This window comes from Pseudoxanthomonas mexicana, from assembly GCF_010093385.1.
Taxonomy (GTDB): Bacteria; Pseudomonadota; Gammaproteobacteria; order Xanthomonadales; family Xanthomonadaceae; genus Pseudoxanthomonas_A; species Pseudoxanthomonas_A mexicana.
In genome coordinates, this window is the sequence record NZ_PDWV01000044.1 from 1 (window position 1) to 15203 (window position 15203).

Annotated in this window: 12 protein-coding genes; 6 read left to right on the forward strand and 6 right to left on the reverse strand. The window is 67.3% G+C overall.

What is annotated here, in order from left to right:
- A partial coding sequence (ald, locus tag CSC76_RS14435; protein WP_162110696.1) for an alanine dehydrogenase occupies positions 1-1148 on the reverse strand: 1148 nt, incomplete at its 3' end.
- A gap of 66 nt (positions 1149-1214) precedes the next feature.
- The gene (aptA, locus tag CSC76_RS14440; RefSeq protein ID WP_162110697.1) at positions 1215-2585 is read right to left on the reverse strand and encodes an omega-aminotransferase AptA; all 1371 of its coding nucleotides are present in this window, start codon (positions 2583-2585) and stop codon (positions 1215-1217) included.
- Positions 2586-2794: 209 nt separating this feature from the next.
- On the opposite strand from aptA, the gene CSC76_RS14445 reads away from it, so the two are divergent.
- The 3 genes from CSC76_RS14445 (at position 2795) to CSC76_RS14455 (ending at position 6486) form a co-directional block, all read left to right on the forward strand.
- Positions 2795-3343 (forward strand): cupin domain-containing protein, encoded by a 549-nt coding sequence (locus tag CSC76_RS14445; RefSeq protein ID WP_162110698.1) that lies wholly within the window; start codon positions 2795-2797, stop codon positions 3341-3343.
- 149 nt (positions 3344-3492) lie between these two features.
- Positions 3493-4995 carry an aldehyde dehydrogenase gene (locus tag CSC76_RS14450; RefSeq protein WP_162110699.1) on the forward strand — a complete coding sequence of 501 codons (1503 nt, stop codon included), beginning with the start codon at positions 3493-3495 and terminating at the stop codon, positions 4993-4995.
- Between the two features lie 210 nt (positions 4996-5205).
- Entirely contained in the window at positions 5206-6486 is a 1281-nt protein-coding gene (locus CSC76_RS14455) for an MFS transporter (protein WP_162110700.1), read from the forward strand.
- 5 nt (positions 6487-6491) lie between these two features.
- Here CSC76_RS14455 and CSC76_RS14460 read toward each other — a convergent pair whose 3' ends face one another.
- From CSC76_RS14460 to CSC76_RS14475, 4 genes are all read right to left on the reverse strand, one after another.
- A complete protein-coding gene (locus tag CSC76_RS14460) occupies positions 6492-6953 on the reverse strand; it encodes a bacteriohemerythrin (protein ID WP_162110701.1) in 462 nt (153 codons plus the stop codon).
- 131 nt (positions 6954-7084) lie between these two features.
- A complete protein-coding gene (locus CSC76_RS14465; RefSeq protein ID WP_162110702.1) occupies positions 7085-8389 on the reverse strand; it encodes a GGDEF domain-containing response regulator in 1305 nt (434 codons plus the stop codon).
- A gap of 97 nt (positions 8390-8486) precedes the next feature.
- On the reverse strand, positions 8487-9767 hold the full coding sequence (locus CSC76_RS14470) for an NAD(P)/FAD-dependent oxidoreductase (protein ID WP_162110703.1): 1281 nt from the start codon (positions 9765-9767) through the stop codon (positions 8487-8489).
- Between the two features lie 75 nt (positions 9768-9842).
- Positions 9843-11225, reverse strand: coding sequence for a glutamine synthetase family protein (locus tag CSC76_RS14475; protein WP_162110704.1), 1383 nt, complete (start codon positions 11223-11225; stop codon positions 9843-9845).
- A gap of 209 nt (positions 11226-11434) precedes the next feature.
- Here CSC76_RS14475 and CSC76_RS14480 point away from each other — a divergent pair, with 209 nt between their 5' ends.
- The 3 genes from CSC76_RS14480 (at position 11435) to CSC76_RS14490 (ending at position 15199) form a co-directional block, all read left to right on the forward strand.
- On the forward strand, positions 11435-12190 hold the full coding sequence (locus CSC76_RS14480) for a gamma-glutamyl-gamma-aminobutyrate hydrolase family protein (RefSeq protein WP_162110705.1): 756 nt from the start codon (positions 11435-11437) through the stop codon (positions 12188-12190).
- Positions 12191-12289: 99 nt separating this feature from the next.
- Positions 12290-13684: a glutamine synthetase family protein gene (locus CSC76_RS14485; protein ID WP_162110706.1), complete on the forward strand. Its 1395-nt coding sequence runs from the start codon at positions 12290-12292 to the stop codon at positions 13682-13684.
- A gap of 150 nt (positions 13685-13834) precedes the next feature.
- Positions 13835-15199 (forward strand): aspartate aminotransferase family protein, encoded by a 1365-nt coding sequence (locus tag CSC76_RS14490; RefSeq protein ID WP_162110707.1) that lies wholly within the window; start codon positions 13835-13837, stop codon positions 15197-15199.
- Positions 15200-15203 lie beyond the last annotated feature (4 nt).

A 15203-nucleotide genomic window follows, 5' to 3' on the forward strand; every position in this document is an offset into this window, starting at 1 on the left:
GTGAACGCCATGGCCGAAGCGATTTCCCACTTCATCAACGGACACACGGCCGCCGGCACGTAGGCGTAGCCCAGGTCGTCGGCGACCGCCTTGTAGGTGATCTTGCCGGCATGCACGTTCAGGCCGTTGAGCAGGTGCTCGTCGTCCAGCAGCGCCTGCTTCGCGCCCTTGTTGGCCAGCTGCACGGCGAAGGGCAGGGTGGCGTTGGTCAGCGCGAAGGTCGACGTGCGGGCGACGCCGCCCGGCATGTTGGCCACGCAGTAGTGGATGATGCCGTCCACTTCGTAGGTCGGGTTCTGGTGGGTGGTGGCCTTCGAGGTCTCGAAGCAGCCGCCCTGGTCGATCGCCACATCCACCAGCACCGAGCCGGGACGCATCAGCTTCAGCTGGTCGCGCGACACGAGCTTGGGCGCGGCGGCGCCGGGAATCAGCACCGCGCCGATCACCAGGTCGGTGTCGGGCAGGCGCTCTTCGATGGCGTCGCGGGTGGAGTAGATGGTGGTCAGCTGGTGGCCGTACAGCTCGTCCAGGTACTTCAGGCGGTCGAGCGAGCGGTCGAGGATGGTGACGTGCGCGTTCATGCCCATCGCCATGCGCGCGGCGTTGATGCCCACCACGCCGCCGCCGATCACCAGCACTTCGGCCGGCTTCACGCCGGGCACGCCGCCGAGCAGCACGCCGGAACCGCCCTGCGCCTTCTCCAGCGCATGCGCGCCAGCCTGGATCGACATGCGGCCGGCCACTTCCGACATCGGCGCCAGCAGCGGCAGGCCGCCCTTGCGGTCGGTGACGGTCTCGTAGGCGATGCAGGTGGCGCCGGAGGCGACCAGCGCCTTGGTCTGTTCCGGATCGGGTGCAAGGTGCAGGTAGGTGTAGAGCACCTGGCCGGGGCGCAGCATGGCGCACTCGTTCGGCTGCGGCTCCTTGACCTTGATGATCATGTCGGCGCGGGCAAAGATCTCCTCGGCCGTGTCGACGATCTGCGCGCCGGCCTTGACGTACTGCTCGTCGGTCAGGCCGATGGCCTTGCCGCCGTCGCGCTGGACGATGACCTGGTGGCCGTTCGAGACCAGTTCGCGCGCACCGGACGGCGTAAGGCCGATGCGGTATTCGTGGTTCTTTATTTCCTTGGGGACGCCAATCAGCATGTTGCTCTCCAGTAGCGGGAATGGGGCTTCGCGCGTGGGGAGCGCTGGGGCCGTTGGTCCGTAATTTTACGCGGTTGCCCGTATGGTGTCCGCCAGGACATCCACGATCCGGTCGATGTGGTGCTTTTCCACGATCAGCGGGGGCGACAGGGCGATGACATCGCCGGTCACCCGGGTCAACAGGTGGCCCTCATGGAAGGCACGGGCGAACACGTCGTAGGCCCGGGTGCCCGGCGCTCCCGCGCGCGGGGCCATCTCGATGGCGCCGACCAGGCCGAAGTTGCGGATGTCGATCACGTTCGACAGGCCCTTCAGCGAGTGCAGCGCCTCCTGCCAGTAGTCGCCCAGGCTGAGCGCCTTGTCGAACAGGTTCTCCTCCTCGTAGGTGTCCAGCGTGGCGAGCGCGGCGGCGCAGGCCAGCGGATGGCCGGAGTAGGTGTAGCCATGGAACATGTCGATGGCGTTGTCCGGGCCGCTCATGAAGGCGTCGAACATGCGGTCCGACACGAAGGTGGCACCCATCGGCACGCAGCCGTTGGTGATGCCCTTGGCGGCGGTGATCATGTCCGGCGTGACGCCGAAGCGCTGCGCACCGAAGGCGTGGCCGACGCGGCCGAAGCCGGTGATCACTTCGTCGAAGATCAGCAGGATGCCGTGCTTGTCGCAGATCTCGCGCAGGCGCTGCAGGTAGCCCTGCGGCGGGATGACCACGCCGGCCGAGCCGGAGATCGGCTCGACGATGACGGCGGCAATGGTGGAGGCGTCGTACAGCGCGATCTGTCGCTCCAGGTCCTCGGCCAGTTCGATGCCGTGCGCCGGCAGGCCCTTCGAGAACGCATTGCGCGACACGTCCAGCGTGTGGCGGATGTGCGAGACCGCCGGCAGGCCCGGGCCGAACCACTTGCGGTTGTTCGGCAGGCCGCCCACCGACATGCCGCCGAAGCCGACGCCGTGGTAGCCCTTCTCGCGGCCGATGAAACGGGTGCGCTGGCCTTCGCCGCGCACGCGGTGGTAGGCCAGGGCGATCTTCAGTGCACTGTCCACGGCTTCCGAACCGGAGTTGCTGAAGAACACCTTGTTGAGGTCGCCGGGCGCAAGCGCCGCCAGGCGCTCGGCCAGCTTGAACGGCAGCGGCGAACTCATCGAGAAGTTGGGCGCGAAATCCAGCGTGCCAATCTGCTGCTTCACCGCCTCGACGATGCGCGGGCGGGCGTGGCCGGCGTTGCAGCACCAGAGGCCGGCGGTGGCATCCAGCACCTCGTTGCCGTCGACGTCGCGGTAATGCATGCCGGACGCGCTGGCCAGCAGCCGCGGCCTGGCCTTGAACTGCCTGTTGGCCGTGAACGGCATCCAGAAGTGATCGAGCGAGCCGGGCGCTTCCAGATTCTGGCGTGCGTAGTGGTCGGCCAGGGCGGAGGAGGTGTCGTCGGCGCTCATCGCGGCTCCAGGGGACGGGACGGGTGCGCGCAGCTTAGCGCGTTGAAAAAACTTTACAACCGTGTCGAAAGTCGGATTCCCGCCGCAAGCGCGCGCCGGCCTTCCGTCGTTCATCTGTCTAGCGGATCGCTCGAAAACCCCGGATTGACCGGCGTGCCCTGGGGTGTAAAGTATCCAGCAACACTTTCCGCTTTCCTGACAGGGTGGTGATGGACATCGGGGCACGCCTGCAGCTGGTCCGCAAATCCAAAGGCCTCAGCCAGCGCGAGCTGGCCAAGCGCGTGGGCGTCACCAACAGCACCATCTCGCTGATCGAGCAGAACAAGGTCAGTCCCTCGGTCAGTTCGCTGAAAAAGGTGCTGGACGGCATCCCCATCTCGCTGGCCGATTTCTTCACCCTGGACATGGAGAAGGGCCTGCCCGACAGTCCCTTCTATGTCGCCGACGAGTTGCCGGACGTGGGCAGCAACGGCATCCACTACTTCCTCGTCGGCCAGCACCGGCCGCAGCGCCAGATGTGCATCCTGCGGGAAGTGATGCCGCCGGGCAGCGACACCGGCGACAGCATGCTGGCGCACGACGGTGAGGAGGGCGGCGTGGTGATCGCCGGCGAAGTGGAAGTCACGGTGGGCGAGCAGGTACGTGTGCTGAAGGCCGGCGAGGGCTACTACTTCGAAAGCCGCACGCCGCACCGCTTCCGCAATATCGGCGATGTGGACGCGGTGATCGTCAGCGCGAATACGCCGGCAACGTTTTGAGATCCCGCCCCTCTCCCAACGGGAGAGGGGTTGGGGGTGAGGGGCGATGGAGTCCGGATGATTCGGACAACGCATCTCCGCTCGCCCCTCATCCGGCGCTTCGCGCCACCTTCTCCCGGTGGGAGAAGGGAAACCAGCCAGGAGCTTCCATGAGCAATCCCCGCACGCAACAGGACTGGCAGGCGATGGCCGGCACGCTGTCGATCCGCACGCAGGCCTTCATCGACGGCAAGTACGTCGATGCCGCTTCCGGAAAGACGTTCGATTGCGTCAGCCCGATCGACGGGCGCGTGCTGGGCCAGGTGGCCGATGGCCAGGAAGAGGACATCAACCGCGCCGTCGCCGCTGCGCGCCGCAGTTTCGACGCCGGCGCGTGGTCCAACGCGCGGCCGACCCACCGCAAGAAGGTGCTGCTGAAGCTCACCCAGCTGATCGAGCAGCATGCCGACGAACTGGCGCTGCTGGAGTCGCTGGACATGGGCAAACCGGTCAGTGACGCACGCAGCGTCGATCTGGCGGCCACCATCCGCTGCATGGGCTGGACTGCCGAGGCGCTGGACAAGGTGTATGGCGAAGTCGCGGCCACCGGTCAGGACGAGCTCGGCCTGGTGACGCGCGAACCGCTGGGCGTGATCGGGGCGATCGTGCCGTGGAATTTCCCCCTGCTGATGGCGACGTGGAAGCTGGCGCCGGCCCTGGCGATGGGCAATTCCATCGTGCTCAAGCCCTCGGAGAAGTCCCCGCTCACCGCGATCCGCCTGGCCGAACTGGCGATCGAGGCTGGCATTCCCGCGGGCGTGCTCAACGTGGTGCCGGGCTTCGGCAAGCCCGCCGGTGAACCGCTGGCGCTGCACATGGACGTGGACGGGCTGGTGTTCACCGGTTCCACCGCGGTCGGCAAGCGCCTGCTGCAGTGCGCAGGCCTGTCGAACATGAAGCGCGCGTACATGGAATGCGGTGGCAAGAGTCCGAACATCGTGTTCGCCGATGCGCACGATCTGGAAGTGGCGGCGAAGGCTGCGGCCGGCGGCATCTTCTACAACCAGGGCGAAGTCTGCACCGCCGCCTCGCGCCTGCTGGTGGAGCGGTCGATCAAGGACGAGTTCGTCGCCCGCGTGGTCGAGGCCGGCAAGGCCATGCGCCCACGCCATCCGCTCGACCCCGGCGCGCCGATGGGCGCGATGGTCGACGAAGGCCAGACGCAGCGCGTGCTCGACTACATCGAGAAGGGCAAGGCCGAGGGCGCGCGCCTGGCGCTCGGCGGTCTGCGCGCCGAGGTGGTGAGTGGCGGCTGCTACATCGAGCCGACCGTGTTCGACGACGTGGCGCACGAGCACACGATCAGCCGCGAGGAGATCTTCGGGCCGATCCTGTCGGTGATCGCGTTCGACAGCGAGGAAGAAGCGCTGCGGATGGCCAACGACAGCGAGTACGGGCTCGCGGCCGGCGTGTGGACGCGCGACATCAGCCGCGCGCACCGCGTGGCGCGCAGGCTGCGCGCGGGCAGCGTGTGGGTGAACTACTGGGACGGCGGCGACATGACCGCGCCGTTCGGCGGCTACAAGCAGTCCGGCAACGGCCGCGACAAGTCGCTGCACGCCTTCGACAAGTACACCGAAATCAAGGCGACGTGGATCAACCTGGGTAGTTGAGCTACGGTGTTCCTTCTCCCTGCTCGGCGGGGAGAAGGTGCCCGGAGGGCGGATAAGGGGCGAGCGCTGACGTTTGACCGGCGCGCAGGCATCGCGTCTCCGTTCGCCCCTCACCCGTCTTCGGCACCCTCTCCCCGTACACGGGGAGAGGGGAGTCATCGAAGAAGTTCTTCTGCCAGAATCGCCCACGTCCCACCGACCGGCCCGTCCATGACCGCCACCGCCACCGTTGCCCCCGCGCCGGCCAATTCGCCCGGCCGCGTGCTGTTCGCCAGCCTAATCGGCACCACCATCGAGTTCTTCGATTTCTACATCTACGCCACGGCGGCGGTGATCGTCTTCCCGAAGCTGTTCTTCCCCCAGAGCGATCCCACCACGGCGACGCTGCAGTCCTTCGCCACCTTCGCGCTGGCCTTCATCGCGCGACCGGTGGGGTCGGCGCTGTTCGGCCATTTCGGCGACCGCATCGGCCGCAAGGCGACGCTGGTGGCGGCCCTGCTGACGATGGGGATCTCGACGGTCGTCATCGGCCTGCTGCCCACCTACGCGCAGGTCGGCGTGGTGGCGCCGGCGCTGCTGGCCCTGTGCCGGCTGGGGCAGGGCATCGGCCTGGGCGGCGAATGGGGCGGGGCCGTGCTGCTGGCCACCGAGAACGCACCGCCCGGCAGGCGCGCGTGGTACGGCATGTTCCCGCAGCTGGGCGCGCCGCTCGGGTTCCTGTGCTCGACCGGCATCTTCCTGCTGCTGACCGAGGTGATGACGGATGCGCAGTTCCTCGCGTGGGGCTGGCGCATCCCGTTCGTCGCCAGCGCGGCGCTGGTGTTCGTCGGCCTGTGGGTGCGCCTGCGGATCACCGAGACGCCGGACTTCCAGAAGGCGCTGGACAGGGACGAACGGGTCAAGCTGCCGATGCTGACCGCGGTGCGGGAGCATCCGTTCGCCCTGGTCACCGGGACCTTCGCCCTGGTCGCGACCTTCGTGCTGTTCTACCTGATGACGGTTTTCGCGCTGAGCTGGGGTACGTCGAAGCTCGGCTACGCGCGCGAGCACTTCCTGATGCTGCAGATGGTGGGCGTGCTGTTCTTCGCGCTGACCATCCCGCTGTCGGCGCTGTACGCCGACCGCTTCGGCCGTCGCAACGCGATGATCGTGGCGACGGTGCTGATCATCGGCTTCGGCTTCGTGTTCGCCCCGTTGCTGGAATCGGGCAGCGACCTGGGCGTGCTCGCCTTCCTGGCGCTGGGGCTGGGCGCGATGGGGCTGACGTACGGGCCGTGCGGCACGATCCTGGCGGAGATGTTCCCCACGGCGGTGCGGTACACCGGCGCGTCGCTGGCGTTCAACCTGGCGGGCATCCTGGGAGCGTCGCCCGCGCCCTACATCGCCACGCGCCTGGGCGAGCGCTACGGGCTGGCGTCGGTGGGCGGGTACCTGGCCGGCATGGCCGCGCTCACGCTCGTTGCGCTGCTGGCGATGCCGCGCCGCAGGTAGCTGCGCTATCCGAACAGCCGCTTCACGGTGCGGCTCAGCCAGCCGCCCTGCTGGTGTTCCCTGACGAAGTGGTTGAGATGCCGCTTCACCGAATCGGCATAGGCCTTGTCGTCGTTGCGGATGTGGTTGAACAGCCAGCGCGACAGCATGCTGCGCAGATCGTCGACGATGTCCTCGCCCGCTTCGAAACGCAGCCGGTACTCCGATACGCGCTTGGTGAAGACCTCGTGCACGCGCTTGTGGGCGGCGCTGAACGGGTAGCCCGCCTCCTCCATCAGCTCTTCCTCGAAGGCGAAGTGCGAGAGGGTGTAGTCGACCAGTTCGTCGATCACTTCGCCCACGGCGAAGCGTTCCATCGATTTCTGGGTGATGTGCAGATGGTTGATCATCTCCACGATGCGTCGGTGCTGGCCATCGATGATGTCGATGCCCGTGTCCATGTCGTCCTGCCAGATCAGCAGTGTCATGTGCGTATCCCCTGCCGGCGGATGCCGGAATGCAGCGGGAATCTAGGTGCGCGCGGACGTCGCGGCATTGATCGGAATCAATGCTGCGGCATTTCGTCGCAGGGGCAGGGCAGCGGGTGTGGGAGAGGTCGTCACCCGCTCGACACCACCCGGTTGCGCCCGCCGGCCTTGGCCAGATACAGGCGCCGGTCGGCTTCGCTGAGCAGGTGGTTGAGCGTCTGTCCCGGGAAACGCGTGCGGAACACGCCGATGCTGACCGTCATGCGCAGCGTCTGTCCGCCGACATCGACCTCCAGCGCCTCGATCTGCGCGCGCAGCGATTCGAAATATTCCACCGACTCGCTTTCGCCCAGGTAGGGCACCAGTGCGCAGAACTCCTCGCCGCCGAAGCGCGCCACCAGGTCCTGCGGGCCTGAATGGCGCGCGATGGCCGGGGCGACGGCCTTCAGCGCCACATCGCCGGCCTCGTGGCCGTAGGTGTCGTTGATGTGCTTGAAGTGGTCGATATCGATGATGGCCGCCGTCACCGACTGCTGGCGCCCCAGGGTGTTGGGCAGCAGCGCGTGGCATTCGGCCAGGAAGTGCCGGCGATTGGGCAGGCCGGTCAGGAAGTCGCGCGTGGCCAGGTCCTGCAGCGTGCCGATCAGTTCCAGCTGGTCGATGTTCTGCGAGACCCGGCAGAAGAACTCCTCGCGCGAGAACGGCTTGTGCAGGAAGTCGTTGGCGCCGCTTTTGAGGAAACGCGGCACCAGGCTGCCGTCGGTGGTGCCGGAAATGCCGATGATGGCCAGGTGGTCGCGGGCGTGGCGCGCGCGCAGGCGGCGGGTGAACTCGTGTCCCTTCATGCCGGGCATCTCCTGGTCGACGATGGCCAGGCGGATGTCGGGGTTCGCATCCAGCATCGCCAGGCCGGCCTCGCCGTCGGCCGCCTCGATCACCCGGAAACCGTACATCGACAGCAGCGCCGCCGCGTGCTGGCGGGCCGAGCGTGAATCGTCGACGACCAGTGCCGCGATCCGCCGGTTGCGCTCCAGCCGCTGCACCAGCCACACCAGGTAGTCGATGCTGCCGGGCGTGTTCTTCAACACATAGTCCACCACCTGCCGGCGCAGCACCTGTTCGCGCAGGCCATCGTCGTAGACGCCGCTGACCACCACCGTCGGCAGCTGGCGCGACAGGAAGAACTCCACCACCTCGTCGTGGCTGCCGTCAGCCAGCACCAGGCTGGTGACCACCATGAACCAGTCCGGGTGCCGTTCCAGCGCCGTGCGGGCTTCCGCGAGCGTCGCTGCGTAGATGACGGGCAGATTGAGCTTCTGCTCGATCGCCTCGCCGATCAGGCGTGCATGCGTGCGCGAGTTCTCCACCACCAGGATGCGCTGGGGCAGCAAGGACGGAGCGGTGGAAGTGGGCGAGGCGCGCAGGGGTGTCGGCATCGTCATCGGCGTTACGGAGGTTCCATCTACCCCCTATCGGCCGGTTGGAGACGGACTTGAGAGCGCCGTCACGAAAATGAAGCGCGGCGCCGACGGCCTACCAGAGTGCGTCGCGCAGCTTGTACCAGGCCATGGCGGCCACCAGCAGCGGCGTGCGCAGGGCGCGTCCGCCGGGAAACGGGCGGTGATCGATTTTCGCGAACAGGTCCAGCCGCTCGGACTGGCCGCGGATGGCCTGGGCCAGCGTGGTGCCCGCCAGGCCTGCGGCGATCAGTCCATGTCCGGAGAAACCTTGGGCGAAATAGAGGTTCGGCGCCAGCCGGCCCCAGTGCGGGGCGCGATTGAGCGAGATGTCGATCATGCCGCCCCACAGGTACTCGATGCCGACATCGCGCAGCTGCGGGAACACCCGGTGCATGCGCCGGGTCATCACGCCGCGCAGGTTGGGTGGGGGCAGGGTGGAATAGCTGGCACGGCCACCGAACAGCAGGCGATGGTCGCGGCCCAGGCGGAAGTAGTCCAGCGCCAAGTTGGTGTCGGCCACCGCCATGTCGTTGCGGATCAGGGCGCGCGCGCGTTCCTCGCCCAGCGGCGGGGTGGCGGCGATGTAGGTGCCTACCGGCATCATCCGCGACTCGAGTTCCGGCGCGATCCCGCGCAGCAGCGCGTTGCCGGCAAGAACGACGCTGTCGCAGACCACCTCGCCGGCCGCGGTCTTCAGCACAGGGCGTGCACCGCGGACGAGCCGGGTGACGCGCGAGCCCTCGAAGATCCGCACGCCGGCCTCCAGCGCTGCGCGTCCCAGGCCCAGTGCATACGCCAGCGGGTGCAGGTGGCCGCTGACCGGGTCGTACATCGCGCCGAGATAGCGGTCGCTGGCCAGTTCGCTGCGCAGGCGCTCGCGGTCCCACCATTGCACGGGGTGACGGTAGCGGGTGTTGAAGTCCTCGACGGCGTGTTCCACTTCGCGCTGCTGGCGTGGCTTGATCGGCACCGTGGCATGACCGTCGCGCCAGTCGCAGTCGATCCCGTGCCGGTCGATGCGTCCGCGCAGCCAGCGAAGCCCTTCCAGCGACAGGTCGAACATTTTCTTCGCGTCGTCGAAGCCGACCAGCGCCTCCAGCTTGGCCTCGCCGCAGCTGAAGCCCGCGATGGCCTGCCCGCCGTTGCGGCCCGAGGCGCCCCAGCCGATGCGCTCGGCTTCCAGCACGACGACCCTGTAGCCGGCCTCGGCCAGCTCCAGTGCCGCCGACAGGCCGGTGTAGCCTGCGCCGAGGATGCACACGTCGGCTTCGATGCGGCCTTCCAGCGTGGGCTGGACGGGCAGGGGCGGCGTGCTGGCCGCGTACCATGAAGCAGGATAGCTACCGGGACTCATGGACACCTCGTGCCGTCGTTCCGGCGTGCGCCAGGATGACGGAAGGATCGCAGGAGTGGGCGAGTCCGCGTCCCATCACACCGACCGCAGGTACCACGCGTACTCCAGGTCGGTCACCTCGGTGTAGAAGCTGTGCATCTCCTTGAGCTTCTGCTGGCCGTAGATGTGCTGGAACGAGGTGCCGAACTGCTCGCGGATGAACTCGCTGCCCATGAAGGCGGCGATGGCTTCGCGCCAGAACGGGGTACGGATCTCGGTCTGGTCGTAGGCATTGCCGGTGATCGGCGGGCCGGGATCGAAGCCCTGCTCGATGCCGTGCAGCATGCCGGCCGGCACCGCGGCGGTGACCAGGTAGATGTTGGCATCGGCGCCGGCGATGCGGTGCTCGATGCGCGTATTGGCCTCGTCGCTGTGCGGAATGCGCATGGCGACGGTGCGGTTGTTGTAGCCCCACACATCGTTGAGCGGCACGAAGGCGTTGAGCACGAAGCGCCGGTAGCTGTTGGCGTGCGGCGCGAACAGCAGCAGGCAGTCCTGGTCGCTGCGCTGCAGGCCGCCGATGGCGTGCTTCAGCGCATCGGCCGGCGCGGACTGCGGTGAGGCGAAGATGTTGTGGCCGTCGGCATCCAGCACGCTGGCGTGGATATGCATGCCGCTGCCGGCCTGCTGCGCGAACGGCTTGGCCATGAAACTGGCCATCAGGCCCTGCTGTTGCGCTGCGGCCTTGATCGCGCGCTTCAGGTAGATCGCATCGTCGCAGGCGAGCAGGGCGTCGTCGCGGTGCCTGAGGTTGATCTCGAACTGGCCGGGCGCATACTCGGCCACCGCGGTATCCGCCGGGATGCGCTGGGCGCCGCATGCCGCGGCGACCGCATCGGTGAAGCCGCGATAGTCGTTCAGGTCTTCCATGTAGTAGACCTGCGTGCTGGTGTTGCGCTGCCCGGTCGCCGGGTTGATCGACGTGCGCGGGCGGCCGGCATCGTCCATCCGCTGGTCGAACAGGTAGAACTCCAGTTCCACCGCCACCACCGGCTTCAGTCCGCGCGCGGCGTAACGCTCCAGCACCCGCTTGAGCACCTCGCGCGGGTTGGCTTCGAACATGCCGCCCTGCGCATCCTCCATGCTCAACAGCAGTTGCGCGGCCGGCCGTGGCGACCACGGCACCGGCCGCAGCGAGCCCGGTACGGGGCGGCAGATGCGGTCCTCGTCGCCGATGTCGTAGCCCAGTCCCGTTTCCTCCACGGTATTGCCGGTGATGTCGGTGGCGATCAGCGACATCGGCAGGCACACGCCGTCGCGGTAGACCTTGTCCAGCGCGTCGCGGGTGACGCGCTTGCCGCGCAGCAGCCCGTTCATGTCGGGCAGCAGCAGGTCGATCTGCTCGCAGTCGGGGATGGATGCCAGGGTGGCGGCATCATCGGCAGGCAGGTGGGGGGCGGCGTCGTGATCGGGGCGCATGCGGGCGTTCCTGGAGGCTGCGGCGCAGCTTAGCAGAGCAGCGGCAGCGTCAAGAATACTCAACGGCAAGTCTCGCGAGGGGCAGGAAAACGCCCGGAATCGGTGCTGCTTCGCACCATTTTCGCGCCTGAAATGTCATTTGATGGCCTCGTGTTGTAAAAATAAAACGGCCGGGTTAACGTGCCGACGAGCCATTCCGGGCTGCCTGCATGACCCCGCTGCCGCGGGTCGGTCTGCCGACCGACCACAAGCAAATCGGTGCGCACCCCTTCCTCGCCGTCGGCGAGAAGTACGTGCGCGCGGTGGTCGATGGTGCTGGGTGCCTGCCGCTGCTGGTGCCCACGCTGGACCCGGTGCTGCCGCTGCGCGAAGTGCTGGCCGGGCTGGATGGACTGCTGCTGACCGGCGCCGTCAGCAACATCGAACCCCACCACTACAGCGACGAGTCCAGCTACGAAGGCAACCTGCTGGATCCGCGCCGCGATGCGACCAATCTGCCGCTGATCCCGCTCGCCATCGAGATGGGCGTGCCGGTGCTGGCGATCTGCCGCGGCTTCCAGGAAGTCAACGTCGCTTTTGGTGGCACGCTGTACCAGAGGGTGCATGAACAGCCCGGCTTCATGGATCACCGCGAGAACAAGGACGATCCGCTCGACGTGCAGTACGGTCCCGCACACGACATCGCGCTGGTGCCGGGCGGCGTGCTGGCCGGGTTGGCGGGCGACACGCGCGCCACCGTCAATTCGCTGCACGGCCAGGGCGTGCGACGCCTCGGCGAGGGGCTGGTGGTGGAAGCGCAGGCGCCGGACGGGCTGGTGGAAGCCTTCCGTCACGACGGCCCGGCTTTCATGCTGGCGGTGCAATGGCACCCGGAGTGGAAGGTCAGGGAAAACGCGTTCTACCTGGCGACATTCCGCGCGTTCGGCGACGCGTGCCGCGCCCGCGCGGCGCGGAGGTCTGCATGAAGCGGCGGCACCCGCCGCCATGGGAGGGCGGGCGCTGACGCGCCCGTGGCGAAGCCGCCGGCGCGCGCCGGCCCCTCTCTACCGAGAATCGTGTTCCCCATGACCCAGAAGCAAACGCAACGCAAGAAGAAGGCCGACGCCGCCGAGCTCTCCGAGAGTTCCCTGCGGCGCTGGCTGAAAGAGCGCCGCATCACCGAAGTGGAGTGCCTGGTGCCGGATATCACCGGCAACGCGCGCGGCAAGATCATCCCGGCCGACAAGTTCAGCCACGACTACGGCACGCGCCTGCCGGAGGGCATCTTCGCCACCACGGTCACCGGCGACTACCCCGACGATTATTACGAACTGACCTCGCCTTCGGATTCGGACATGTTCCTGCGGCCCGATCCGGATACGGTGCGGATGGTGCCGTGGGCAGCCGATCCGACCGCGCAGGTGATCCACGACTGCTACACCAAGGACGGCAAACCGCACGAGCTGGCGCCGCGCAACGTGCTGCGCCGCGTGCTGGCGGAGTACGAAAAGGAGGGCCTGCGGCCGGTGGTGGCGCCGGAACTGGAGTTCTTCCTGGTGCAGAAGAACACCGATCCCGATTTTCCGCTGCTGCCCCCCGCCGGGCGGTCGGGCCGTCCCGAGACCGCGCGGCAGTCGTACTCGATCGATGCAGTCAACGAGTTCGACCCCATCCTCGACCTGATGTACGACTACTGCGAGGCGATGGAACTGGACGTGGACACGCTGATCCACGAGTCCGGCGCCGCCCAGCTGGAGGTCAACTTCACCCACGACGACGCCCTGTCGCGCGCCGACCAGGTGTTCCTGTTCAAGCGCACGATGCGCGAAGCCGCGATGCGGCACGGCGTGTATGCCACCTTCCTGGCCAAGCCGATGGAGAACGAGCCCGGCAGCGCCATGCACATCCACCAGAGCCTGCTGGACGTGAAGACGGGCCGCAACGGGTTCACCGGCAAGACCGAAGGCAAGGGCAGCAAGCTGTTCGGCCACTACCTGGCCGGCCTGCAAAAGTACGTGCCGATGGCGATGGCGTTCTTCGGCCCGAACGTCAACTCCTACCGTCGCCTCGCGCTGGGCCAGGTGGCGCCGATCAACGTGCAGTGGGGTTACGACAACCGCACCTGCGGCCTGCGCGTGCCGATGGATACGCCGGAAAACATGCGCGTGGAGAGCCGCTTCGCTGGTTCTGACGCCAATCCCTACCTGGCCATGGCCGGCACCCTGGCCTGCGGCCTGATGGGCATCCGCGAGCAGCTCAAGCCGACCGAGCCGCTGGCCAGCAGCGCCCAGGACATCGGGTTCGAGCTGCCACGTTCGCTGGGCGAGGCGCTGGACGAACTGGAGGGCTGCAGGCCGCTGCGCGACCTGATGGGGGCGCGCTTCGTACGCGCCTACGTGTCGGTCAAGCGCAAGGAATACGAGACCTTCTTCCGCGTGATCAGTTCGTGGGAGCGGGAGTTCCTGTTGTTGAATGTTTGACTGCTGTTCCCTTCTCCCGGCGGGAGAAGGTGGCGCGAAGCGCCGGATGAGGGGCGAACGGAGTCATGACGCTTGAATGGTCTGGACTCCATCGCCCCTCACCCCAACCCCTCTCCCGGTGGGAGAGGGGCTCGACATCACGGAGCCCTTATGACCCAACTCGACACCCTCACACTGCAGAAGCTCGATGCCGAGCACCACCTGCATCCGTTCAACGACAACGCCGCACTGGCGAAGAAGGGCACGCGCATCCTCACCAAGGGCGAGGGCTGCTATGTCTGGGATGCCGAGGGCAACAAGCTGCTCGATGCCTTCGCCGGCCTGTGGTGCGTCAACATCGGCTACGGCCGCAAGGAGCTGGGCGAGGTGGGGTCGAAGCAGATGACGCAGCTGGCCTACTACAACAGCTTCTTCCAGTGCACCACCGAGCCGACCATCGAACTGGCGGCCAAGCTGGCCGAACTGGCGCCGGGCGACCTCAACCATTCCTTCTTCGTCAATTCCGGCTCCGAGGCCAACGACACCATCCTGCGCCTGGTGCGCCATTTCTGGGCGGTGCAGGACAAGCCGCAGAAGAACATCTTCATCGGCCGCCACGATGGCTACCACGGCCCCACCATGGCCGGTGCCAGCCTGGGCGGCATGAAGGGCATGCACAAGCAGGGTGGCCTGCCGATCCCCGACATCCACCACATCGATCCGCCGTTCTGGTTCGCCGACGGCGGCGACCTGTCCGAGGAGGAATACGGCCTGGTCGCGGCGCGCCGGCTGGAGCAGAAGATCCTGGAACTGGGGCCGGAGCGCGTGGCCGCCTTCATCGGCGAGCCCATCATGGGCGCCATCGGCGTGTACATCCCGCCGATGACCTACTGGCCCGAGATCGAGCGCATCTGCCGCCAGTACGACGTGCTGCTGATCGCCGACGAGGTGATCTGCGGCTTCGGCCGTACCGGCGAATGGTTCGGTTCGCAGTACTTCGGCTTCCAACCGGACATCATGCCGGTGGCCAAGGGCATCACGTCCGGCTACATCCCGCTGGGCGCGGCCATGTTCAACGATCGCATCTCAAAGGTGCTGAAGGAGCAGGGCGGCGAACTGGCGCATGGCGCCACGTACTCCGGGCACCCGGTATGTGCAGCGGTGGCGCTGGAGAACATCCGCATCCTGCAGGACGAGAAGATCGTCGAGCGCGCGAAAGCCGAGGTCGCCCCCTATCTGGCCCAGCGCTGGGCCGAGCTGGGCGAGCACCGGCTGGTGGGGCAAGCCCGTATCGCCGGCATGGTCGGGGCACTGGAACTGGTGCCGGACAAGAAGAAGCGGGCCTTCTTCCCCGAACGCGGCACGGTGGGTCCCCGTTGCCGCGACCACGCGCTGAAGCACGGACTGATCCTGCGCGCCACCTGGGACGCCATGCTGCTGTCGCCGCCGCTGATCATCACCCGCGCGCAGGTGGACGAACTGTTCGACAAGACATGGAAAGCGCTCAACGACACCGCGGCGGATCTGGGCATGTGATGTC